This window comes from Streptomyces sp. MS191 (genome assembly GCF_008042125.1).
Lineage (GTDB): Bacteria > Actinomycetota > Actinomycetes > Streptomycetales > Streptomycetaceae > Streptomyces.
Genome location: NZ_RDBI01000066.1, coordinates 698,386 through 720,695 on the forward strand (window position 1 = coordinate 698,386; position 22,310 = coordinate 720,695).

The 22,310-nt window shown below is 71.5% G+C and carries 20 protein-coding genes and 2 pseudogenes; 12 read left to right on the forward strand and 10 right to left on the reverse strand.

The window, feature by feature from the left end:
- The first annotated feature begins 39 nt into the window (after positions 1-39).
- The 5 genes from atpA to EAO71_RS31865 all read left to right on the forward strand — a co-directional run bounded on the left by atpA (position 40) and on the right by EAO71_RS31865 (position 5,095).
- Positions 40-1,638: a F0F1 ATP synthase subunit alpha gene (atpA, locus tag EAO71_RS31845; protein WP_147981245.1), complete on the forward strand. Its 1,599-nt coding sequence runs from the start codon at positions 40-42 to the stop codon at positions 1,636-1,638.
- Between the two features lie 20 nt (positions 1,639-1,658).
- Positions 1,659-2,576: a F0F1 ATP synthase subunit gamma gene (locus EAO71_RS31850; protein ID WP_147981246.1), complete on the forward strand. Its 918-nt coding sequence runs from the start codon at positions 1,659-1,661 to the stop codon at positions 2,574-2,576.
- On the forward strand, positions 2,576-4,018 hold the full coding sequence (atpD, locus tag EAO71_RS31855; RefSeq protein WP_147981247.1) for a F0F1 ATP synthase subunit beta: 1,443 nt from the start codon (positions 2,576-2,578) through the stop codon (positions 4,016-4,018). Before EAO71_RS31850 ends, atpD begins: the two co-directional genes overlap by 1 nt.
- Before the next feature lie 111 nt (positions 4,019-4,129).
- Entirely contained in the window at positions 4,130-4,504 is a 375-nt protein-coding gene (locus tag EAO71_RS31860; RefSeq protein ID WP_147981248.1) for a F0F1 ATP synthase subunit epsilon, read from the forward strand.
- A 144-nt stretch (positions 4,505-4,648) separates the two neighbouring features.
- Complete coding sequence (locus EAO71_RS31865) at positions 4,649-5,095, forward strand: DUF2550 domain-containing protein (protein WP_187282895.1); 447 nt, start codon at positions 4,649-4,651, stop codon at positions 5,093-5,095.
- Between the two features lie 96 nt (positions 5,096-5,191).
- Here the strand turns inward: EAO71_RS31865 and EAO71_RS31870 are convergent.
- The 4 genes and pseudogenes from EAO71_RS31870 to EAO71_RS31885 all read right to left on the reverse strand — a co-directional run.
- Positions 5,192-6,610, reverse strand: a pseudogene (locus EAO71_RS31870) (glycosyl hydrolase family 18 protein); the annotation flags it as partial.
- A gap of 142 nt (positions 6,611-6,752) precedes the next feature.
- Positions 6,753-7,071 (reverse strand): annotated as a pseudogene (locus EAO71_RS31875) (cellulose binding domain-containing protein); the annotation flags it as partial.
- A 158-nt stretch (positions 7,072-7,229) separates the two neighbouring features.
- On the reverse strand, positions 7,230-7,814 hold the full coding sequence (locus EAO71_RS31880; protein ID WP_261992451.1) for a LuxR C-terminal-related transcriptional regulator: 585 nt from the start codon (positions 7,812-7,814) through the stop codon (positions 7,230-7,232).
- On the reverse strand, positions 7,715-9,076 hold the full coding sequence (locus EAO71_RS31885) for a sensor histidine kinase (protein ID WP_261992434.1): 1,362 nt from the start codon (positions 9,074-9,076) through the stop codon (positions 7,715-7,717). The genes EAO71_RS31880 and EAO71_RS31885 overlap by 100 nt, the downstream gene beginning before the upstream one ends.
- A gap of 151 nt (positions 9,077-9,227) precedes the next feature.
- Between EAO71_RS31885 and EAO71_RS31890 the strand changes: the two genes are divergently transcribed.
- Entirely contained in the window at positions 9,228-9,815 is a 588-nt protein-coding gene (locus tag EAO71_RS31890; protein WP_147981251.1) for a hypothetical protein, read from the forward strand.
- Between the two features lie 79 nt (positions 9,816-9,894).
- Here the strand turns inward: EAO71_RS31890 and EAO71_RS31895 are convergent, their stop codons facing one another.
- Positions 9,895-10,467, reverse strand: coding sequence for a cob(I)yrinic acid a,c-diamide adenosyltransferase (locus tag EAO71_RS31895; protein WP_147981252.1), 573 nt, complete (start codon positions 10,465-10,467; stop codon positions 9,895-9,897).
- Between the two features lie 433 nt (positions 10,468-10,900).
- Between EAO71_RS31895 and EAO71_RS31905 the strand changes: the two genes are divergently transcribed.
- The 3 genes from EAO71_RS31905 to EAO71_RS31915 all read left to right on the forward strand — a co-directional run bounded on the left by EAO71_RS31905 (position 10,901) and on the right by EAO71_RS31915 (position 14,995).
- A complete protein-coding gene (locus tag EAO71_RS31905) occupies positions 10,901-11,749 on the forward strand; it encodes a 3-hydroxyacyl-CoA dehydrogenase family protein (protein WP_147981253.1) in 849 nt (282 codons plus the stop codon).
- A 148-nt stretch (positions 11,750-11,897) separates the two neighbouring features.
- Positions 11,898-12,221 carry an STAS domain-containing protein gene (locus tag EAO71_RS31910; protein ID WP_024761898.1) on the forward strand — a complete coding sequence of 108 codons (324 nt, stop codon included), beginning with the start codon at positions 11,898-11,900 and terminating at the stop codon, positions 12,219-12,221.
- Between the two features lie 233 nt (positions 12,222-12,454).
- Positions 12,455-14,995, forward strand: coding sequence for an ATP-binding protein (locus EAO71_RS31915; RefSeq protein WP_147981254.1), 2,541 nt, complete (start codon positions 12,455-12,457; stop codon positions 14,993-14,995).
- A gap of 176 nt (positions 14,996-15,171) precedes the next feature.
- Here the strand turns inward: EAO71_RS31915 and nucS are convergent, their stop codons facing one another.
- Positions 15,172-15,843, reverse strand: coding sequence for an endonuclease NucS (gene nucS, locus EAO71_RS31920; protein WP_187282896.1), 672 nt, complete (start codon positions 15,841-15,843; stop codon positions 15,172-15,174).
- Positions 15,844-16,071: 228 nt separating this feature from the next.
- Here nucS and EAO71_RS31925 point away from each other — a divergent pair, with 228 nt between their 5' ends.
- The gene (locus EAO71_RS31925) at positions 16,072-16,464 is read left to right on the forward strand and encodes an SCO5389 family protein (RefSeq protein WP_017236120.1); all 393 of its coding nucleotides are present in this window, start codon (positions 16,072-16,074) and stop codon (positions 16,462-16,464) included.
- Between the two features lie 112 nt (positions 16,465-16,576).
- On the opposite strand, the gene EAO71_RS31930 is transcribed toward EAO71_RS31925, so the two are convergent.
- Positions 16,577-17,611: an LLM class flavin-dependent oxidoreductase gene (locus tag EAO71_RS31930; RefSeq protein ID WP_147981256.1), complete on the reverse strand. Its 1,035-nt coding sequence runs from the start codon at positions 17,609-17,611 to the stop codon at positions 16,577-16,579.
- A 209-nt stretch (positions 17,612-17,820) separates the two neighbouring features.
- On the opposite strand from EAO71_RS31930, the gene EAO71_RS31935 reads away from it, so the two are divergent.
- A complete protein-coding gene (locus EAO71_RS31935) occupies positions 17,821-18,147 on the forward strand; it encodes an ATP/GTP-binding protein (RefSeq protein WP_147981257.1) in 327 nt (108 codons plus the stop codon).
- A 19-nt stretch (positions 18,148-18,166) separates the two neighbouring features.
- On the opposite strand, the gene EAO71_RS31940 is transcribed toward EAO71_RS31935, so the two are convergent.
- The 3 genes from EAO71_RS31940 to EAO71_RS31950 form a co-directional block, all read right to left on the reverse strand.
- Complete coding sequence (locus tag EAO71_RS31940) at positions 18,167-18,976, reverse strand: ABC transporter permease subunit (protein WP_147981258.1); 810 nt, start codon at positions 18,974-18,976, stop codon at positions 18,167-18,169.
- Entirely contained in the window at positions 18,973-20,070 is a 1,098-nt protein-coding gene (locus EAO71_RS31945) for an ATP-binding cassette domain-containing protein (RefSeq protein WP_147981259.1), read from the reverse strand. Before EAO71_RS31945 ends, EAO71_RS31940 begins: the two co-directional genes overlap by 4 nt.
- A gap of 157 nt (positions 20,071-20,227) precedes the next feature.
- On the reverse strand, positions 20,228-21,106 hold the full coding sequence (locus EAO71_RS31950; protein WP_261992435.1) for a hypothetical protein: 879 nt from the start codon (positions 21,104-21,106) through the stop codon (positions 20,228-20,230).
- A gap of 264 nt (positions 21,107-21,370) precedes the next feature.
- Between EAO71_RS31950 and EAO71_RS31955 the strand changes: the two genes are divergently transcribed.
- Positions 21,371-22,303, forward strand: coding sequence for a hypothetical protein (locus EAO71_RS31955; RefSeq protein WP_147981260.1), 933 nt, complete (start codon positions 21,371-21,373; stop codon positions 22,301-22,303).
- Positions 22,304-22,310: the final 7 nt, after the last annotated feature.

Sequence of the window (22,310 nt, forward strand, 5' to 3'; positions counted from 1 at the left end):
AAGAAACTTCGGGCCCAACAAGGAGAGCAGGGAACCCAGATGGCGGAGCTCACGATCCGGCCGGAGGAGATCCGGGACGCGCTGGAGAACTTTGTCCAGTCGTACCAGCCGGACGCGGCCTCGCGCGAGGAGGTCGGAACGGTCAGCCTGGCCGGCGACGGCATCGCGAAGGTGGAGGGCCTGCCCTCCGCCATGGCGAACGAGCTGCTGAAGTTCGAGGACGGCACCCTCGGTCTCGCCCTCAACCTCGAGGAGCGCGAGATCGGTGCGATCGTCCTCGGCGAGTTCAGCGGTATCGAGGAGGGTCAGCCGGTGCAGCGCACCGGTGAGGTCCTCTCCGTAGGTGTCGGCGAGGGCTACCTCGGCCGCGTTGTCGACCCGCTCGGCAACCCGATCGACGGCCTCGGCGAGATCGCGACCGAGGGCCGCCGCGCCCTCGAGCTGCAGGCGCCCGGCGTCATGCAGCGCAAGTCGGTCCACGAGCCGATGGAGACCGGCTACAAGGCCGTCGACGCCATGACCCCGGTCGGCCGCGGTCAGCGTCAGCTGATCATCGGCGACCGTCAGACCGGCAAGACCGCGCTAGCCGTCGACACGATCATCAACCAGCGTGACAACTGGCGCTCCGGCGACGTGAACAAGCAGGTCCGCTGCATCTACGTCGCCGTCGGCCAGAAGGGCTCCACCATCGCGTCCGTGCGCGGCGCGCTGGAGGAGGCCGGTGCGCTCGAGTACACGACGATCGTCGCCGCCCCGGCGTCCGACCCGGCCGGCTTCAAGTACCTGGCGCCGTACACCGGCTCCGCCATCGGCCAGCACTGGATGTACCAGGGCAAGCACGTCCTGATCGTCTTCGACGACCTGTCGAAGCAGGCCGACGCCTACCGCGCCGTGTCGCTGCTGCTGCGCCGCCCGCCGGGCCGTGAGGCCTACCCGGGTGACGTCTTCTACCTGCACTCCCGCCTCCTCGAGCGCTGCGCGAAGCTCTCGGACGAGATGGGCGCGGGCTCGATGACCGGTCTGCCGATCGTCGAGACGAAGGCCAACGACGTCTCGGCGTTCATCCCGACCAACGTCATCTCCATCACCGACGGCCAGTGCTTCCTGGAGTCCGACCTGTTCAACGCCGGCCAGCGTCCGGCCCTGAACGTCGGTATCTCGGTCTCGCGTGTCGGTGGCTCCGCCCAGCACAAGGCGATGAAGCAGATCTCCGGTCGCCTCCGTGTCGACCTGGCCCAGTTCCGTGAGCTGGAGGCGTTCGCCGCCTTCGGTTCCGACCTGGACGCCGCGTCGAAGGCGCAGCTGGAGCGTGGCCAGCGGATGGTCGAGCTGCTCAAGCAGGCTCAGTACCAGCCGATGCCCACGGAGAACCAGGTCGTCTCGGTCTGGGCCGGCACCACCGGCAAGATGGACGACGTCCCGGTGTCCGACATCCGCCGCTTCGAGGCCGAGCTCCTGGCGTACCTGCGCCAGAGCCACTCCGGTCTCATGAGCTCCATCCGTGAGGGCGGCAAGCTGTCGGACGACACCCTGCAGTCCGTGGCCGACGCCATCGCGGAGTTCAAGAAGCAGTTCGAGACCTCTGACGGGAAGCTGCTGGGCGACGACGCTTCCGCTGCCGTCAACGTCTCGAAGTGACGACGGAAGGGACCTGACTCATGGGAGCGCAGCTCCGGGTCTACAAGCGTCGCATCAAATCCGTCACCGCGACGAAGAAGATCACCAAGGCGATGGAGATGATCGCCGCCTCGCGCGTCGTCAAGGCGCAGCGCAAGGTGCAGGCGTCGACCCCGTACGCGACCGAGCTGACCCGCGCGGTCACCGCGGTGGCCACGGGTGCGAACGACAAGCACCCGCTGACCACCGAGGCGGAGAACCCGACCCGCGCCGCGGTCCTGCTCCTCTCGAGCGACCGTGGTCTGGCCGGTGCCTTCAACTCCAACGCCATCAAGGCGGCGGAAGCGCTGACGAGGAAGCTGGAGGGCGAGGGCCGCCAGGTCGACATCTATGTCGTCGGCCGCCGCGGCATCGCGCACTACAACTTCCGTGAGCGCAAGCTGGCCGGCTCGTGGACCGGTTTCACGGACCAGCCTGAGTACGCGGACGCCAAGACGATCGCGGCTCCGCTGATCGAGGCGATCGAGAAGGACACGGCCGAGGGCGGCGTGGACGAGCTCCACATCGTCTACACCGAGTTCGTCTCGATGATGACGCAGACGGCGGTCGAGGCCCGGCTGCTGCCCCTCAGCCTCGACGAGGTGGCGAAGGAGGCGGGCGAGCAGGACACGCTCCGTCCGCTGTACGACTTCGAGCCGTCGGCGGAGGACGTCCTCGACGCCCTGCTGCCGCGCTACGTCGAGAGCCGGATCTACAACGCGCTGCTCCAGTCGGCTGCCTCCAAGCACGCCGCCACGCGTCGTGCGATGAAGTCGGCGACCGACAACGCGGGAGACTTGATCAACAACCTCTCCCGACTTGCCAACGCGGCCCGCCAGGCCGAAATCACCCAGGAAATCAGCGAGATCGTCGGTGGCACCGCAGCCCTGGCCGACGCGACCGCGGGGAGTGACAAGTAATGACGACCACTGTTGAGACGGCCGCCGCCACGGGCCGCGTCGCCCGGGTCATCGGCCCGGTCGTCGACGTGGAGTTCCCCGTCGACGCGATGCCGGAGATCTACAACGCGCTGAACGTCGTGGTTCCGGACCCGGCCGAGGAGGGCGCGACCAAGACGCTGACCCTCGAGGTCGCCCAGCACCTCGGCGACGGCCTCGTCCGTACCATCTCGATGCAGCCCACCGACGGTCTGGTCCGCCAGGCCCCGGTGGTCGACACCGGCGCCGGCATCACCGTGCCCGTCGGCGACGTCACCAAGGGTCGCGTGTTCAACACGCTCGGCCAGGTGCTGAACGACGACCCCTCCACGGTGGCGGACGCCCCGCGCTGGACGATCCACCGCAAGGCCCCGGCCTTCGACCAGCTCGAGTCCAAGACCGAGATGTTCGAGACCGGCCTGAAGGTCGTCGACCTCCTCACCCCGTACGTCAAGGGTGGAAAGATCGGTCTGTTCGGTGGTGCCGGTGTCGGCAAGACCGTTCTGATCCAGGAGATGATCGTCCGTGTGGCCAAGCTGCACGACGGTGTCTCCGTCTTCGCGGGCGTCGGCGAGCGCACCCGTGAGGGCAACGACCTCATGGTCGAGATGGAAGAGGCCGGCGTTCTGGACAAGACCGCCCTGGTCTTCGGCCAGATGGACGAGCCCCCGGGCACCCGTCTGCGCGTGGCCCTCGCGGGTCTGACCATGGCGGAGTACTTCCGCGATGTGCAGAAGCAGGACGTGCTGTTCTTCATCGACAACATCTTCCGCTTCACGCAGGCCGGCTCCGAGGTCTCGACCCTGCTCGGCCGCATGCCCTCCGCGGTGGGTTACCAGCCGAACCTGGCCGACGAGATGGGTCTCCTCCAGGAGCGCATCACGTCGACCCGTGGTCACTCGATCACCTCGATGCAGGCGATCTACGTCCCCGCGGACGACCTGACCGACCCGGCCCCGGCCACCACCTTCGCCCACCTCGACGCGACGACGGTTCTCTCCCGTCCGATCTCCGAGAAGGGCATCTACCCGGCCGTGGACCCGCTGGACTCCACGTCCCGGATCCTGGACCCGCGCTACATCGCGCAGGACCACTACGACGCCGCCACGCGCGTCAAGGGAATCCTGCAGAAGTACAAGGACCTCCAGGACATCATCGCGATTCTCGGTATCGACGAGCTGAGCGAGGAGGACAAGCTCGTTGTCCACCGCGCCCGCCGTGTCGAGCGCTTCCTGTCCCAGAACACCCACGCGGCGAAGCAGTTCACCGGTGTGGACGGTTCGGACGTTCCGCTCGACGAGTCGATCGCCGCGTTCAACGCGATCTGCGACGGTGAGTACGACCACTTCCCCGAGCAGGCGTTCTTCATGTGCGGCGGCATCGAGGACCTCAAGGCCAACGCCAAGGAGCTCGGCGTCTCCTGAGCCCCGTGCTCTCGTGAGGGGGGCGGGTTCGTCCCGTCCCCCTCTTCACGCCCCTTAGAATTGACCCCAACACCCGGCACGACCGCCGGGTGGTGACCCGAGGAGCCACCCTTGGCTGCTGAGCTGCACGTCGAGCTGGTCGCCGCGGACCGGAGTGTCTGGTCCGGCGAGGCCACCCTGGTCATCGCGCGTACCACCTCCGGCGACATCGGCGTCATGCCCGGCCACCAGCCGCTGCTCGGTGTGCTGGAGTCGGGCCCGGTGACCATCCGTACGAGCGAGGGCAACACCGTCGTCGCCGCCGTGCACGGTGGATTCATCTCGTTCGCCGACGACAAGCTTTCTCTGCTCGCGGAGATCGCCGAACTGGCGGACGAGATCGACGCCCAGCGCGCCGAGCGCGCGCTGGAGCGCGCCAAGTCGGAGTCGGACGCCGCCGCCGAGCGACGCGCCGATGTCCGGTTGCGTGCGGTAGCGGTCCACTAGCGGACCGCACCGAGAGTTGTGCCCTCAGCCGCGGCACGGCTGGAACTATCCAGACCGTGTCGCGGCTGAGGCGATGCAGATGCAGGTCGTATTCGGTTACGCCGGCGGAGCCGGTCACGGGACGCAGCGAGGAGGTCGGTGAAGATGTTCCTCGCTCTGCTCCTGGGCGGCCTGGTCGTCGCACTGGTGGTGATCGGGCTCTTCGTCTTCGGTTTGCGCCGCAGACTGATCCAGCGGGCCGGCGGCACCTTCGACTGTTCGCTGCGCTGGAACGTTTCCGAGGAGCCCGACCCCTCCGGCAAGGGCTGGGTCTACGGCGTCGCGCGCTACAGCGGGGACCAGGTCTCCTGGTTCCGGGTGTTCTCCTACGCGCCGCGCCCGCGCCGGATCCTGGAGCGCTCCGCGATCGAGGTCCTGGAGCGCCGGATGCCCGAGGGCGAGGAGGAGCTCGCGCTGCTCTCCGACGCCGTGATCCAGGGCTGCCTGCACCGCGGCACCCGGCTGGAGCTGGCCATGAGCGAGGACGCCCTCACCGGCTTCCTGGCCTGGCTGGAGGCGGCGCCGCCCGGCCAACGGGTGAACGTGGCCTGAGGCGCCGCGCCGCCGGCGGAGCCCGAGCGTCGCCGGTACGGACATACGAGAAGCGGGGGACGGCGTGCTGCGCCGTCCCCCGCTCCCGTCGACGGGCTAGTTCAGTCCGCTGTTGATGGCGCCGACGAGTTCGCCGTTGCCGGTGTCACCGCTGAACTCCCAGAAGAACGCGCCGCCCAGGCCCTGGTTCTTCGCCCAGCTCATCTTGGACGTGACCGTGGACGGGGTGTCGTAGCTCCACCAGTTCGTGCCGCAGTGCGCGTACGCCGTRCCGGCGACCGTGCCGTTGGCCGGGCAGGAGTTCTTCAGGACCTTGTAGTCCTCGATGCCCTGCTCGTACGTGCCCGCCGCCGGGCCCGTCGCCGTGCCGCCCGGGGCGGACTGGGTGACGCCGGTCCAGCCGCGGCCGTAGAAGCCGATGCCGAGCAGCAGCTTGCTCGCGGGGACCCCCTTCGCCTTGAACTTGGCGATCGCCTCGGCGGAGTTGAAGCCCGCCTGCGGGATCCCGGCGTAGGAGGTGAGCGGGGAGTGCGGGGCCGTCGGGCCCTGCGCCGCCCAGGCGCCGAAGAAGTCGTAGGTCATCACGTTGAACCAGTTCATGTACTGCGCGGCGCCGCCGTAGTCGGCGGCGTCGATCTTGCCACCGGACGAGGCGTCGGCCGTGACGGCCGCGGTGACCAGGTTGTTCGCGCCGAACTTGGCCCGCATGGCCTGCATCATGTTCTTGAAGGAGGCCGCCCCGCTGGTGTCGCAGGACAGACCGCAGGCGTTCGGGTACTCCCAGTCCAGGTCGATGCCGTCGAACACGTCGGCCCACCGCGGGTCCTCGACGAGGTCGTAGCAGGACTGGGCGAACGCGGTCGGGTTCTGCACGGCCTGGCCGAAGCCGCCGGACCAGGTCCAGCCGCCGAAGGACCACAGGACCTTGATGTTCGGGTACGCCTTCTTCAGCTTGCGCAGCTGGTTGAAGTTGCCGCGCAGCGGCTGGTCCCAGGTGTCCGCGACGCCGTCGACGGACTGGTCGGCGGTGTAGGCCTTGTCGTAGTCGGCGTAGGAGTCACCGATGGTGCACTTGCCGCCGGTGACGTTGCCGAACGCGTAGTTGATGTGGGTGATCTTGGCGGCCGAGCCGGAGGTCACGATGTTCTTGACGTGGTAGTTGCGGCCGTAGACGCCCCAGTTGGTGAAGTAGCCCATCTTCACGACGTTCGGGGGAGGGGTGCCCCCGCCGCCGGTGGTGCGCACGGGCACCGCTCCGCTGGCCGGGCCGGTCTGGTCGACGGTGTCGCGGGCGACGACCGTGTAGCTGTAGTCGGTGCCGGCGGTCAGGCCCGTGTTGGTGTAGGTGAGGCCGGTGACCGTGGCGACGGTGGTGCCGTCGCGCTTGACGTCGTAGTTCTTGACGCCCTTGTCGTCGGTGGCGGCGGTCCAGGTCAGCTTCACCGAGGTGTTGGTGATGTCCGAGGCGACCGGGGTGCCGGGGGCGGAGGGGGCGTTGTCGCCGGGCGAGGAACCGAGGAACGTCAGTTCCAGGGCTTGTGGTTGTCGTCCGCGTCGATGCAGTTGCGGATCTGTCGGTCGAGCGCGTCCGCCTGGCCACGGGCCTTGCGGGCCTCGGCGGTGGCGCCGAGGGCGTGGGAGTCCTTGCGCATCTTGTCGACGTTCTTGGCGGTCCAGTGGGTGCCGGAGCTGGTGACGGTGGCGTCCCAGGCGGAGGTGACGGCGGTGCCGGAGGGGTAGTCCCACTCCACCGTCCAGGAGGAGAGGGCGGTGGTGCCGGTGTTCTTCACCGTCCACTTGCCCTCGAAGCCGGAACCCCAGTCGGAGACCTTGGTGTAGGTGGCGGTGGCCGAGGTGGCCGCCTCGGCGGGTGCTGCGAGGCCGACCATGGCGGCCAGGGGCAGGATCAGGGCGGTCAGACCGGCGGCAGCCCGGTGTCTGAACCCTGTTCTGCGCGTCGGTGCTTGAGTGCTCAACGGTGCTCCTCAAGTTGCGGACGGACAAGGTGGGGGTGGTCCGTGAACTGTGCGCGCGCCCCGCGAGCGTAGAAAGGTCTGGACCAACCGTCAAGAGGTCCAGACCAACGTCGGCACGACGGCGCCCCGGTCCCGGCCGCCCCGCCGTCCGGTCCCGCTCAGATCCCCAACTCCTGTGCCAGAACGGCCGCTTGGACTCGCGAACGGAGCTTGAGCTTCCCGAGCACCTTGCTGACGTGCGTCTTCACCGTCGCCTCCGCCATGTCCAGGCGGACCGCGATCTCCGCGTTGGACAGCCCCTCTCCGAGTGTCGCCAGCACCTCGCGCTCCCGCCGTGTCAGCACGTCCAGCACGGACGCCTCCGCCGCGCGCGCCGGACGGGTCGGCGCCGCGAACTCCGCGATCAGCCGCCGGGTCACGGCCGGCGCGATCGTCCCCTCCCCGCGCGCCACCGTCCGCACCGCCTCGATCAGGTCCTTCGCCTCGGTGTTCTTCAGCAGGAACCCGGCCGCCCCGGCCCGCAGCGCGCCGAAGACGTACGCGTCGAGATCGAAGGTGGTCAGCACCAGCACGTCGGCCAGTCCCTCGGAGACGACGAGCCCGGTGGCCGCCACCCCGTCCATCCGCGGCATCTGAACGTCCATCAGGACCAGGTCCGGGCGCAGTTCCCGGGCCAGCTCCACCGCCCGCTCCCCGTCCGCCGCCTCCCCGACCACCTCGATGTCCGGGGCGCTGCCCAGGATGAGGACGAGCCCCGCCCGTACCGCGCTCTGGTCCTCCGCGACCACGATCCGGATCGMCATGCGTCCGGTGTCCTCTCCTCGGCGGGCAGCTCGGCCCGTACCTGCCAGATCTTCGACCCGTCCCCGTGCGGCACGGGCCCCGCCTCGAAGGCACCGCCGAGCAGCGCCACCCGCTCCCGCATGCCGATCAGACCGGACCCCGAACCCGGGGCGCGCGGTCCGGGCCGGTCGCCGAACGGGCTGTCCACCCGCACCGTCAGCGCCCGTTCGTCGCGGGAGAGGGCGACGGTGACCGTACCGGCCGGGGCGTGCTTGAGGGCGTTGGTCAGCGACTCCTGCACGATCCGGTACGCGGCCAGTTCGACGGGGGTCGGCAACGGCTCCCGGTGCTCCTCCGACGGGTCCCGGGTGTCGTCGAGCGCGAAGGCCAGCCCGCTCGCCTCGCCGTTCGTCCGGGCCTGGGCCAGCAGCGCGTCGAGCCCGGCCAGGGTGGGCGCGGCGGCGGGCTCGCCGTCCCCGCTGCCGTCCCGCAGCAGTCCGATCAGCCGGCGCATCTCCGCCAGGCCCTCGACGCTGTTCCGCCGGATCACCGTCAGCGACTGCCGCGTCGTCGCCGGCTCGTCGATCGAGAGCGCGGCCGTGGAGTGGATGGCGATGGCGGAGAGGTGGTTGGCGACCAGGTCGTGCAGCTCGCGGGCCATCCGGGCGCGCTCGGCGACGATCGCCTGGGTACGGTCCATCTCGGCCAGCAGCGCCGTCTGCTCCGCGCGTAGCCGGGCCGCCTCGGCGGCCTGCCGGTGGTTGCGCACGACGGCTCCGGTGACGGCGGGCAGGAACGAGACCATGCCCGTGACCAGGCCGATGAGCAGCGCGATGGCGTCCTGCAACCAGGCGAGGAAGCCGACCGTGACCCCGATGGTGATCAGCCCCGTGGTGTACGGGATGCGCCGGGCGGAGGCGGGGGTGCCGTAGACGACGGCCGAGTAGACCACGTCCGTGAACATCAGCACCGTCGGCAGACTGCCGTAGGTGAGCTGGTCCGCCACGATCGCGACCGTGCCGACGACCAGCGCGGCCTGCGGCAGCGTGCGGCGCACGGTCTCCGCCGCGGTCATCACGGCGAGCGGTACGAGGGTCGCCCAGCGCGCCGTGACGAGCGGATCGGCCTGCGTGTGCAGCGAGAAGGTGTACAGCAGCAGGCCGCAGGCGAGCCCGGCGGCGGCGATCAGGAGATCGTCGCGGTGCGGTCGGGGGAGGGTCACGCTCCCATCCAACACGGTGGCCGGCGGCGCGACCTCGCCGTCCGGACCGATCCCCGCCTCCGTCGAAGGATGTAGACGGAGGTCGTCACCGGCGACGACGAGAAACGGCGCGGCGGACGGGACGCTGGAGGGGACCGAAGGGATGAGTGCCGTGATCGTCACGTTGATCGTGATCTGCGAAGTCGGGTTCTGGGTCCTGCTGGCCGCCGGACTCGGCGCCCGCTACCTGCTGAGGATGCCCCGGACGGGCCTCGCGCTGCTGCTGTGCGAGCCGCTGCTGGAGATCGTCCTGCTCGTCGTCACGGCGATCGACCTGAAGAACGGCGCCGAACCCAGTTGGCGGCACGGCCTCGCCGCGGTCTACATCGGCTACACGGTCGGCCACGGTCACCGCACGGTGAAGTGGCTGGACGGCCACGCGGCCCACCGCCTCGGCGGCGGGGAGCGGCCCGCCGGACCCCCGCGCTACGGGATGGCCCGCGCCCGCCACGAGGGCCGGGTCTGGCTGGGCTCGGTCGTGGCGGCGGCCGTCGCGAGCGGCCTGCTGCTGCTCGCCACCTGGTACGTGGGCGACGACGGCGACACCGCGTCGCTGACGGCCTGGATCGTGGCGGCCTGGCGGGCCGCCGGCATCCACGGCCTGATCGCCCTCACCTACCTGATCTGGCCGAAGAAGGAGCCCGGGGGCGGGGCGGGGACCGCGGGGGACGGGAAGCGGGTGCCCGACCGGACGCGCTGAGCCGCGGTGGCCCCGGCCCCGGACGGGCCGGGGCCACCGGGACGACGACGCCCCGGCGCCCCTGTCGACCGGACAGCCCCTAGCGCTCGCCGCCCGGGACCCAGAGCACGTCCCCGACCTCCTTGTTCGCCGTCCTGGCCAGGATGAACAGGAGGTCGGACAGGCGGTTCAGATAGGTGGCGGTCAGGGCGTTCATCGTCTCGCCGTGCACCTCGATCGCCGCCCACGTGGAGCGCTCGGCCCGGCGCACCACCGTGCACGCCTGGTGCAGCAGCGCGGCACCGGGCGTGCCGCCCGGCAGGATGAAGGAGCGGAGCTTGTCCAGCTCCTCCAGGAAGCGGTCGCAGTCCGCCTCCAGCTTGTCGACGTACGACTGCTCGACCCGCAGCGGCGGGTACTCGGGGTTCTCCACCACCGGGGTCGCGAGGTCCGCGCCCACGTCGAACAGGTCGTTCTGGACGCGGACGAGGACCTTCACGACCTCCTCGCCGAGCTGCCCCAGCGCGACGGCCGTGCCGATGACCGCGTTCGCCTCGTTGGCGTCGGCGTACGCCGAGATCCGCAGATCGGTCTTGGCGGTCCTGCTCATGTCGCCCAGCGCGGTGGTGCCCTTGTCGCCGGTACGGGTGTAGATGCGCGTCAGATTGACCATGACCCCAGCGTAGTTACGCTCCGGCCCCGCGGAACGTCCGTGTGCCCACCGTCACGGCGAGCACGCGCGTACCTGGGGGACACGCCAGGACATCGGGGCGGTGTACACCGTCGTCGGCTGCATCACCCGCGCGAGGACGGCCGGCCGCAAGGCCACCGCCGTCTCCCGGGAGGCCCTGGTCCTCCTCGACGAGATCGAGGACCTGCCGAGCGAGCGCGTCCTGACGTACGCCGTACATGGCTGCGGGCCGTCCCGGGCGATCTTCCCGGGCGCCCCGCGTCCGGATCGGCGTGCCCCCGCGGGACCTGTCGCGAGTGTGACGTCCGTCAAACGGGGCGTGACGCGCATTACTTCACGGTCACAGGGGGGCCCACTCCCGCTAATCTCCGCCGAAGAGCCAGAGAAGTGAACAGGCGTTAAGGGGTGGAAGATCGTGGCCAGGAAGCTCGCCGTCATCGGGGCCGGACTCATGGGGTCCGGAATCGCGCAGGTCTCGGCCCAGGCGGGCTGGGACGTCGTCCTGCGTGACGTCACCGACGCCGCCCTCACCCGCGGCACCGACGGCATCAAGGCGTCGTACGACCGGTTCGTCGCCAAGGGCAAGCTGGACGCCGCCGACGCCGAGGCCGCGCTCGGCCGCATCACCGCGACCACCGAGCTCGAAGCCGTGGCCGACGCCGACATCGTCGTCGAGGCCGTCTTCGAGAAGCTGGAGGTCAAGCACGAGATCTTCCGCTCCCTCGACAAGGTCGCCAAGGACGGCGCGGTCCTCGCCTCCAACACCTCGGCCATCCCGATCACCAAGATCGCCGCGGTGACGGAGCGCCCGGAGGCCGTCGTCGGCACCCACTTCTTCTCGCCGGTCCCGATGATGCAGCTCTGCGAGCTCGTCCGCGGGTACAAGACCAGTGACGAGACCCTCGCCGCCGCGCGGGCGTTCGCCGAGTCGGTCGGCAAGACCTGCATCGTCGTCAACCGCGACGTGGCAGGCTTCGTCACCACGCGGCTGATCTCCGCGCTCGTCGTCGAGGCCGCCAAGCTCTACGAGTCGGGCGTCGCCACCGCCGAGGACATCGACATCGCCTGCAAGCTGGGCTTCGGCCACGCCATGGGCCCGCTCGCGACCGCCGACCTGACGGGCGTCGACATCCTGGTGAACGCCACGAGCAACATCTACACCGAGTGCCAGGACGAGAAGTTCGCCCCGCCGGAGCTGATGCGCCGGATGGTGGACGCGGGTGACATCGGACGCAAGAGCGGGCAGGGCTTCTACAAGCACTGAATCGCTGCGAGTCGGAACTGAGTTCTGTTCGGTCGCTTCACCATCACCCCACAGGGTGAATTCGGTATCAGTTCGCTTACAAGGCGCAACGCTTCTGCTCGCACGGCAGTCAGTTGTTGCAAAGACGGAGCACTCCCGGGGAGCGCATATGCACATCAGGGGCGACCATGTCGAGCTGGTCGTCGGGGGCCGCCTCGACGTCCGCAGCGCGGCGGACGCCCGTACGGTCCTGCACTCGGCCGTCGACGACGGCGTCGGCGACCTGGTGCTGGACCTGACCGGTCTCGACTCCTGGGACGCGACCGGGCTCGGGGTCATCATGGGCGCACACCGCCGTGCCGGCCGCTGCGGCCGGCGGCTGGTGCTGCGTGGCGTGCCGCCGCAGATGCAACGGCTCCTGGTGGCGACCCGGCTGCACCGCATCCTCGCCATCGAGGGCGGCCTGGCGGCCGAGTCGCTGCCCCGGGTCTGAGCCGGCTGTGAAGCGCTTGTGAGAATGAGGCGTCCCGCCTCAATCCTCACAAGACCGTGACGTCTGGGGCGGGGCGGTACCCCGCCTGTTCCCGGATGACGGAAGACGGTCTAGGGTTCGCCTCGCCTGCCCATTGACGAACCCACCCGGCGGGCACCGGACCAGAAGCGACGGCGAGCGTGCAGATCGGCCGGGAGGGGCTTCGGCGCGCACCGCTTTTGGGGGCTTGGATCATGGACCCGATGAACCGGGGGCCGGAAGAGTTCGGCCACGACAACGAGGGTGACGACACCCGCGACACCCGCGGCGGGCTGCTGCCCGAACGCGGACCCTCCGCACCCACCCGGGCCCGCACGGCCCGGGTCGTCTCCGGCGACCTGCTGCTGACCGTCAACCCCGTCGACGGCAGCGAGATCGAGGCCTGCCCGCCCGGCGAGCAGCCCGGGCCGTCCCGCCGCCGCACCGGCGAGGAGCGCGCCGAGGCGACCCGTGCCGCCGGCCCGCCCGTACTGCCGGGCCCCGCCGCGGTGCCGCTGCCGATGCTCGAACGGCAGGAGCAGCGCGACCAGCTGGTCCAGCTCCTGTCCCGGGGCCGCTCCGCGCGGCTGACCGGCCCCGCCGGCTCCGGCCGCACCACCCTCCTCGACGGCGTCGCCGCCGACTGCGCCGACCTCGCGCCCGACGGCGTCGTCCGGCTCTCCGGCCTGCACCGCACCCCCACCGAGCTGCTGTACGAGCTCCTCGCCGCGGTCGAGTACGCGCCGGACCAGCGCCCCGACCGCCCCGCCCTGCTCGACCGGGTCGCCGGCATCGGCGCCGTCGTCGTCGTGGACGACCTGGAGTTCGGCGGCGCCACCCTCGACGAGCTGCTCACCGCGGCCCCCGAATGCGCCTTCCTGTTCGCCGCCACCCCCGACGTCGCCGCCCCCTCGCCCGCGGCGCACGTCGAGGAGGTCCCGCTCGCCGGTCTCGGCCGGGCCGCCGCCCTCGAACTCCTGGAGAGTTCCGTCGGCCGGTCCCTCACCGAGGACGAGGCCAACTGGGCGGGCGACCTCTGGTTCGAGTCCGAAGGGCTTCCGCTGCGCTTCGTCCAGGCGGGGGCGCTGCTCCGGCAGCGCGACCAACAGCGCGTCACACCGGCCGAGTTCGACGCCTTCGGGGCGCTCGACGACGCCTTCGGCCCGGCCGCCGGCACGAGCCGCGCCACCGACGAGGCCGACGACCTCGACCTCGACGGCGTCGCCGACGCCGACGAGGTCGAGCTGCGCGACATACCGCTGCCCAGCCTCGGCGAGGGCGCGGCCCCCGCCGCCCTGCTCGCCTCCCGCCTCAGCCGCTCCGCGCAGGAGACCCTGAGGTTCGCCGTCGCCCTCGGCGGCGAGGTGCCGCACCAGGCCCACCTCCCCGCCCTCGTCGGCGACACCCACGCCGACGCCGCCCTCGGCGAGCTCATGGGCTGCGGACTGCTCTCCCCGGCCGGTACCCGCTACCGCCTCGCCGCGGGGGTCCAGACCCAGCTCCTCGCCCAGGGGTACGGCGAGGACACGGCCGACCGGGCCCACACCGTGGCCCAGCACTACGCCTGGTGGGCCGGCCACCCCTCCGTCACGCCCGCCCGGGCCGCCGCCGAGTCGGACGCCCTGCTGGCGGCCCTGGGCGCGGTCGTCCCGGGTACGGACTCCGAGCACCCCGCCACCGCCGTCCTCCTCGCCCGCAGCGCGGCCCCGGCCTTCGCCGCCGGGCTGCACTGGGGCGCCTGGGAGCGGACGCTGCGCAGCGGTCAGGAGGCCGCCCGGCTCGCCGGCGAGGTCGCCGAAGAGGCCTACTTCCACCACGAGTTGGGCGTCCTGGCACTCTGCGCCGGAAACCTGGAGCGAGCCCGCGCCGAACTGGAGGCCTCGGTCGGCATGCGCGGCGTCCTGGCGGACAAGCGCGGCACCGTCGCCGGCCGCCGGGCGCTCGCCCTGGTCGCGGACCGCACCGGGGACCCGGGCCACGGCGAGGAGGAGACGGCCGCCACCCGGCGGGAGGGACCCGTGTCCCCGCCCCGCGGCATCCCGGCCGCGGCCCTGCCCGCCGGCCCGGTCACGGCCGTCACCAAGCGGGTCCCGGCGTTCCCCGGCTTCGGGGACCAGGGCCCGACCGTGCTCACCCGCTCCGCCGCTGCCGCCGACGGCGACGGCGACGGCGACGAGAAGCGCCGCTCCGGCGGTCGCTGGGGCGTCATCGCCGGCGCCCGCCGCAACATCGTCGCCGTCAGCACCGGCGCGCTCCTGGCCGCCGTGCTCGGCACCGTGGTGATCATCGGCGCCACCTCCGGCAGCACCGACGACCCCGGCACCGGCCGGGTCACCTCCGACAGCACGGCCGACGAGGGCGACGACGGTCTGGACGTGGACGTGCCGGCGGACGACGGCCCGGCGGACGGCCCGTCGGAGTCCGCCTCTCCCGGCGCCTCCGGTTCCGCCTCTCCCGGCGCGAGCGGCACCGCGGCGACCCCGTCGTCCCCGGCCGGCTCCGCGAGCCCCGGCGGTCCGACCAAGGGAGCGCCCAGCACGGCGCCGACCAGCCCGCGCCCGACGACGACGCCGACGACCCGACCGCCGACGACCCGGCCCCCGACCACCCCGCCGACGACTCCGCCGACGACTCCGCCGACCACGCAGCCGACGCCGACCGACACGGCGACCACCGAGAACCCGAGCAACTCGGCCTCGGCGACGCTCAGCAGCGGACCGCCCGTCTCCACCACCCCGGAGGGCACCCCGGCCTGACGGCTCCCGTACGACGACGACGGCCCCGGATGCGGTGAACGCATCCGGGGCCTTCGTCATGTCCGTCCTGGGACCGCGAGTCGCCCGAGTACACCCGGTCCGAGGGCGACCCTCCGCCTTGCGATGCACCACATCCGACGCCGCGGGCCGATCCTCCAAGATCGCCCGGACAGGACCTAGAACAGCCGCAGCTTGTCGTCCTCGATGCCGCGCATCGCGTCGTAGTCGAGTACCACGCAGTCGATGCCGCGGTCGGTCGCGAGCACCCGGGCCTGCGGCTTGATCTCCTGCGCCGCGAAGACGCCCTTCACCGGCGCGAGGTGGGGATCGCGGTTCAGCAGCTCCAGGTACCGGGTCAGCTGCTCCACGCCGTCGATCTCGCCGCGGCGCTTGATCTCCACCGCGACCGTCCCGCCGTCGGCGTCACGGCAGAGGATGTCCACCGGCCCGATCGCCGTGGGGTACTCGCGGCGGATCAGGGTGTGGCCCTCGCCGAGTGTCTCGATGCGGTCGGCGAGCAGCTCCTGGAGGTGTGCTTCCACGCCGTCCTTGATGAGGCCCGGGTCCACGCCCAGTTCGTGCGAGGAGTCGTGGAGGATCTCCTCCATCGTGATGATCAGTTTCTCGCCCGCTTTGTTCACCACGGTCCAGATGCCGGCCTCGCCGTCGACGCCCTCCTTCAGCGTGCACGGCGGGGACATCCAGTTGAGCGGTTTGTACGCCCGGTCGTCCGCGTGGATGGAGACGCTCCCGTCTGCCTTGACCAGGATCAGACGGGGAGCGGAGGGCAGGTGGGCCGTGAGCCGGCCCGCGTAGTCCACGGAGCAGCGGGCGATGACGAGACGCATGGTCGGCAACGCTACAAGACGCACGCTCTTCCGCGCGATTCGGCTGTTAACACCCGTCCCGCGCCCGTCGGTTATTGGCCGGTTGTGTTCCCAATCTCCTGGTGTGCTTCGGACCGCGCGCTTACCGTGGAAGCAGGAGGTCGCCGTCCGTGCACGCAGCGTGTCGTACGGGGGTCCTTCATCCCTGCCCGTAAGACCCCGCCCGTCGGGGTCGCGAGAGGAGAACCCATGTCGCTCGACGTCTCACCGGCGCTGTTGGAACAGGCCGAGCGAGGCGAGGTCGACGAAGCCGACTTCGTCGACTGCGTCCGGACCTCCCTGCCCTACGCATGGGAGATGATCAGTTCTCTGGTGGCCCAGCTGAAGGTCGACGGCGGAGAGTTCGCCGACAACCAGACGCCGCCGCCGAACGAGCAGGCACGTGGTCAGCTGTTGCGTGCACTGGCGAGCGACGCGATCCGTGGTGCGCTGCAGCGGCACTTCGGGGTGCGTCTTGCCTTCCAGAACTGCCACCGTGTGGCGGTGTTCCCGCTGGATCCGGCGGTTGACGAGCGGCTGGCCCGCTTCACCTCCGTGCGGGGCCAGCTGCTCAACCAGTCGCCGGAACTCCGCGACTGCTGAGGCACGGTGCTGCCGCTCCGCATCGCGGGAGACACGAACGATGCGAGAGACACCGGAGCGGCAGCATCCCCCGGTGCCCGACCCCCTACGGCCTTCGATGACTCCCTTCGCCTCAGACGAGCAGGGGCAGCACCTCGGCACCCAGCCGCCGCACGTTCTCCTCGGTGGCGGCGAGGTCGCCCGAGCCCTCGGCGAGCAGTGCGAAGCGCGTGATGCCCGTGCGCTCCGACGTCGCCGCCAGCCGGTCCGCGGCGTGTCGCGGCGTGCCCACGGGGTGCAGTCCGCACAGCAGTTCCGTGTAGGCCACCGGATCGCGCATCGACCGGTGCCGGCCGTCGACGGTCACATGGGCGTCGAGTCCCTGCTTCAGCCAGCCGGGCATCGCCTTCACCAGCGCCTCGGCGGCGTCCGCGCCGCGGTCCGCGAGCTGGGCGACCCCCGCCGAGACGTGCCCGGCGCCGATCCGCGCGATCTCGTCCGGGTCACGCCCGGCCTCACGCGCGCAGCGCCGCCACGCGGCCACCATGTCGGCCTTCTCCTCGTCGCCGCAGTGCATCCCGAGCAGCATCGGCAGCCCGCGCTCGGCGGCGAGCCGGACGCTCCTGAGGGAGGTGCAGGCGACCACCACCTCGGGCGTCGCGGCCCCGCCGATCAGCTCGTCCGGACGGGGCACCACGGCCACCTCGCGGAAGGAGAACCGCTCGCCGTCCGCCCCCACCCGGGGTTCGCTCAGCCAGCGCAGCAGCAGGTCGAGCGACTCGGGGAAGCCCTGGTCGTACGCCTCCAGGCCCGCGCCGAAGACCTCCAGGTCGACCCACGGCCCTCCGCGGCCCACCCCGAGGGTGAACCGTCCGCCGGAGGTGAGGTGCAGCAGGGCCGCCTGCTCGCCGAGCGCGACCGGATGGACGCTCGGCAGCACACTCACGGCGGTGCCCACCCGGATGCGGCGCGTGCGGCCCAGCAGCAGCGCCGCCAGGGTCACGGCCGACGGGCAGACGCCGTACGGAACGAAATGGTGCTCGGCCAGCCAGACCGAGTCGAGTCCCGCCTCCTCGGCGACCTCGGCGGTCCGCACCGCACGGTGCAGTGCCTCCCCCTGGCCCTGCCCCGGGAACTGGGCGGCCAGAACAAACGTACCCACGCGCATCGCCTTCTGCCTCCTTGCGGCCGACGCGTTTCTCCCCCTCCACACCGGCAACAACGTCTGACACGTGCCAAAGGCAACGGCTCTTCATGAAGTTCTTGCGATTTTCCGCTAACCCGCTCCGGAGGGCGGGCGGGGCACCGCGTCGCGGCCCGTAGGCTGGATGGCACCGTCTGTGCTCCCCGCGTCCCCGACCCCGTGAGGTGAAGAGAGTGTCGCCGCGTCGCAACCGCCCCCAGGGCGGCGAGAAGCCCGATCCCCAGGGTGATGCGGGCGACCGGTACGGGGGTTCGCAGCGCACGGAGTCCTGGCAGGGCGAGGAGTGGTGCGTCCGGCACGTGGCCGGTGCGAGCGCGCCCGGCAAGCGCTACCGCTGCCCCGGCTGCGACCAGGAGATCCCCGGGGGAGCCCCGCACGTGGTGGCCTGGCCCGAGTACGGGGGAGTGGAGGACCGGCGGCACTGGCACAAGGCCTGCTGGAACGCGAAGGACCGCCGCACCTCGCGGGTGCAGCGGTCCCGTAACGCGCCGCGCTACTGACGAGCGGACCGGCCGGCCGTCAGACGTCCCGGCTGTTCAGCAGGGCGTACGCGCCGCCCATCGCCGCGGCCGTGACGGCCGCCAGCACCAGGACCGGCTCCCAGCCGGCCGGACCCTCGCCGTTGAAGGCGGGGGTCTCGCTGTAGAGCGCGATCATCTGCGAGGGGATCGCGTACATCAGGAGCGCGTCCTGCACCGACTTCAGCGACTCCGAGAACATGAACATGGCGGCCACCAGCGGCAGCAGCAGCACGCCGATCATCACGGTGATCGCACCGGCCGAGTGCCGGATGATCGACCCGAGCGCGAGCGAGAGCAGGCCGAGCAGCGCCAGGTAGAGGGCGGCGCCCACGGTCGCCCGCAGCCACTCCGCGCCCGTCGGCTCGGCGGCGCTGACCATCGCGACCTGGATCGCGCCGGTGATCGCCGCGACGACCGTGGTCAGCGTGAAGACGAGCAGGAAGAAGACGATCGCCTTGGCGGTCAGCACCCGGGCCCGGCTCGGGCACGCGGTCAGCGTCGTACGGATCATGCCGGTGCCGTACTCGGAGGCGATGGTCAGCACGCCGAGGGTGATCACGCAGAMCGAGCCCGGCAGCATGCCGAAGAAGCCGAGGCCGAGCGCGGACTCGTTCTGGGTCTCCGGAGCGTTGGCGGCGACCAGCGCGGCGACGCCGAGCCCGATGCCCAGCATCAGCAGCACCATCACGCCGAGCGTCCACATCGTCGAGCGGACCGAGCGGATCTTGGTCCACTCCGAGGCGAGCGCGTCACCGAGGTGCGCCTTGCGGACCGGGATCGGGGACACGTAGGAGTAGGGGGTCGTCATCGGGGGTCCTCGGGCTTCGGGGCGGGCTCGKTCTGCGTCGCGTACGGGTTCTGTCCGGGCGGCGGCGGGGCGTACCAGCCCTGCTGCGGCACCTCGGGCATCACGTACCCCGGCTGCTGCTGCGGGGCGTGCGGGAACTGCTGCGGATGAGGCTGCTGGAGGTGCGCCAGCTGGTCCTCGGTGGAGCGGTAGTCCACGGCGCCCTGCGTCATCCGCATGTACGCCTCCTCCAGCGACGCCTGGTGCGGCGACAGCTCCCAGAGCCGTACGTCCGCCTCGTGCGCCACGTCGCTGATCCGCGGCAGGGCGAGCCCGGTCACCCGGAGCGCGCCGTCCGGCTCGGACATCACCTGCCCGCCGGCCTCGGTGAGGGCCGTGGTCAGCTTCTCCCGCTGCTGCGGCTCGGTCTGCGGCGTCCGGACGCGCGCGAAGTCGGCCGAGTTCGCCGAGATGAAGTCCGTGACGCTCATGTCCGCGAGCAGCTGGCCCCGGCCGATCACGATCAGGTGGTCGGCGGTCAGCGCCATCTCGCTCATGAGGTGACTGGACACGAAGACCGTCCGGCCCTCGGAGGCCAGCTTCTTCATCAGGTTGCGCACCCAGAGGATGCCCTCGGGGTCCAGGCCGTTGACCGGCTCGTCGAAGAGCAGCACCTGCGGATCGCCGAGGAGCGCCGCGGCGATGCCCAGGCGCTGCCCCATGCCGAGCGAGAAGCCCTTGGAGCGGCGCTTGGCCACCTCCTGGAGGCCGACGACCCCGAGCACCTCGTCGACCCGCTGCGCCGGGATGCCGGCGAGCTGGGCGAGCGAGAGCAGGTGGCTGCGCGCGCTGCGTCCGCCGTGCACGGCCTTGGCGTCGAGCAGCGCGCCGACCTGGCGGGGCGCGTTCGGCAGCTGCCGGAAGGGGTGCCCGCCGATCGTGACGTGGCCGGAGGTCGGCCGGTCGAGGCCGAGGATCATGCGCATCGTCGTCGACTTGCCGGAGCCGTTGGGTCCGAGGAAGCCGGTGACGGTCCCCGGCCGTACTTGGAAGGAAAGGTTGTACACGGCCGTCTTGGCGCCGTAGCGCTTCGTCAGGCCGACTGCCTCGATCATTCTCCAGCCCCATCGACAGGTCAGGTCGTCGTCGGGGCCGTGGCCGTCGGCCGGAGCCCCCCGTATGAGCTAGGAGCTTATCGAGCCGTTGACGGTTCCGGCCAAGGCGGAGGAACGGCCGGACCTTCCGGGAGGGTGCCCGGCCGGCCGGACCGGCTCAGCCGGTCCCGCTGCCGGACGGCAGGGAGCCCGGCAGCGGCGGGAGGTCGTCGTACCGGCGCAGGGTGTCCGACTCGTCGAGGTACGGCACGAAGTCGTCCGGGGGCAGCACCCATCCCTCCTCGCCGAAGAGGGTCGTGCCACGGGCCCGCGTCCCGGTGTCACCGCCCGCCCGCTCCACCCACGACTCGGGGTCCGGGCCCAGGAGCTCGTGGAGGCGGGGCGAGCGGCCGAGCAGCCCGGCCAGGATCGCCGCCTGGTCGCCGCCGCCCGGCAGGGGTCGCCCGCCGACGGGGGCGAGCGTGCCGTGCGCGCTGAAGTAGATGTAGGCGCCGCTCAGCCGCTCCCCGGACGGCATCGTCATCGCGAACTCCTCGCCGGGCAGGACCGCGCGCCGGTAGTCGGGGAACTCGGTGTCGTCGACCGCCTTGAGCTGGCGTCCGTCGAGCCAGGTGACCACCAGGGTGGTGGTGGTCCCCGGGGCGACGACCGGCGTGGCCGCCACGTACCCCGCGGGACTGATGTGGCCGGAGCAGCCGACGCCGATCCCCTCGACGCGCACCGGGACCATGGGGACGAACACGGGCAGGCCCAGTCGCAGCAGCTTGTGCCGCACCTGGCCCGGCGAGGCGTTGGAGCCCACGGCGATGACCGGATGGCGGCGGCCGGCCGGGGTCTGGCCGTGCGCCATGAGGACGTCGTCGAGGGTGCCGCCCTGCTCGGCCTGCCAGGCGCCCAGCCGGGCGGGGCGCACGTCCAGGGGCAGCAGCTCGTCCTGGGCGAGCAGGGAGGGCTGGGTCGCGGGGCGTCCGGGATAGACGAGGGGACGCTCGGCGGCGACATCGTCCAGGCCGAGGGCTGCCAGGCTGCGGTTCATCGGATGGGCCCTTCGGGGTCGTGCGGTCGACGAGCTGTGCCGGGTGCGCCGGACCGTTCCGGGAGAGCGTACGGGACGGTCGACCCGGCGTATACCGGACACACCTCCGCTCGGGCAGAATACGGACGGCGGCATCAATTCACTTGGGGGGAAGTGGAGTTGCGGTTCACGCGAAACTGGAGACGGCGTACCCGTCCGCATCCGAGACGTCGTACGTCCGTACGGTGGTGGATCGCCGGGCGCGCGGTTCACGTCCTGATGGCCATGACCCTCGGCGCCCTGATGGCGCTCTCTACGGTCATCGCGGTCGTCTGGACCCTCACCGAGTCGTCGCCGGTCCCGCTGGCCGACCGGTTCGGCGACGTCGAGAGGGTGGTCAGCACCTCGCTGGAGGCGCTGCGCGCCTGCGTCGGGACGGACAACCTCAGCCCGCAGGACGGGAACCTGACCCACCAGGTGCTGGCCTCGTTCGCCTCGGTGACCGGCGCCCTCGCCCCGGCCGTGGTCCTCGGCGTCGTCATGATCAAGCTCTTCGCGCTGCGGCCGTTCGTCTGGCGCCGGAGGGCCAGCATCTCCCACGCGTGGGCCGCCGACTTCCCCGGCTACTCCCGGGAGCACGCGGCCAGCGACGACGCCATCATCGCCGTCCGCTTCTACAACTACCTGGACAACCTCACCGTGGTCGACCTGCGCGCCCGCGCCCATCTGCGCTACCTGGAGCGGTCGCCGCACGACGGCAGCCTGGTCATCTACAAGAAGTGGCTCAAGGTCCTCGACGAGAAGGGCGAGCCGGCCGACGAACGGTCCTGGCTCGCGGTCGAACGGGGCGCGCCCTTCACCGTGTGGATCCCGCTGGAGGCGCCCGCGGACGCCCTGCCCTTCCGGCACATCCAGGGCAAGGACCTGAGCGACTCGGTCGGGGTGAAGCTCCTCGTCCGGCTGACCGCGCGGACGGTCGGCCTCGGCACGGAGGTCGTCGACGAACGGTGGTTCGACCTGGACGGCGACGACTTCGAGCGCGGCCGCTTCACCCCGCTGCACGCGGACCCGGCCGTCGACGTGTGGGACTGGCGCGGATGGGAGGGCTTCGACGAGGTCCTCGKCGACGAGGGCACGCCGCCCGCGGTGGTGCCGGGGGACGGTGTTACGGGGGGCGACGGGGTGCCGGTGCCGCGTGATCCGTCCGCGGCGGGGTGAGGGGGGC

What these genes read in the sequence shown, in the direction of transcription:
- atpA (WP_147981245.1), top strand. Translation starts at nt 40, where the DNA reads ATGGCGGAGCTCACGATCCGGCCGGAGGAGATCCGGGACGCGCTGGAG.
- EAO71_RS31850 (WP_147981246.1), top strand. Translation starts at nt 1,659, where the DNA reads ATGGGAGCGCAGCTCCGGGTCTACAAGCGTCGCATCAAATCCGTCACC.
- atpD (WP_147981247.1), top strand. Translation starts at nt 2,576, where the DNA reads ATGACGACCACTGTTGAGACGGCCGCCGCCACGGGCCGCGTCGCCCGG.
- EAO71_RS31865 (WP_187282895.1), top strand. Translation starts at nt 4,649, where the DNA reads ATGTTCCTCGCTCTGCTCCTGGGCGGCCTGGTCGTCGCACTGGTGGTG.
- EAO71_RS31895 (WP_147981252.1), bottom strand. Translation starts at nt 10,467, where the DNA reads ATGGTCAATCTGACGCGCATCTACACCCGTACCGGCGACAAGGGCACC.
- EAO71_RS31910 (WP_024761898.1), top strand. Translation starts at nt 11,898, where the DNA reads ATGCACATCAGGGGCGACCATGTCGAGCTGGTCGTCGGGGGCCGCCTC.
- EAO71_RS31915 (WP_147981254.1), top strand. Translation starts at nt 12,455, where the DNA reads ATGGACCCGATGAACCGGGGGCCGGAAGAGTTCGGCCACGACAACGAG.
- nucS (WP_187282896.1), bottom strand. Translation starts at nt 15,843, where the DNA reads ATGCGTCTCGTCATCGCCCGCTGCTCCGTGGACTACGCGGGCCGGCTC.
- EAO71_RS31925 (WP_017236120.1), top strand. Translation starts at nt 16,072, where the DNA reads ATGTCGCTCGACGTCTCACCGGCGCTGTTGGAACAGGCCGAGCGAGGC.
- EAO71_RS31930 (WP_147981256.1), bottom strand. Translation starts at nt 17,611, where the DNA reads ATGCGCGTGGGTACGTTTGTTCTGGCCGCCCAGTTCCCGGGGCAGGGC.
- EAO71_RS31950 (WP_261992435.1), bottom strand. Translation starts at nt 21,106, where the DNA reads ATGAACCGCAGCCTGGCAGCCCTCGGCCTGGACGATGTCGCCGCCGAG.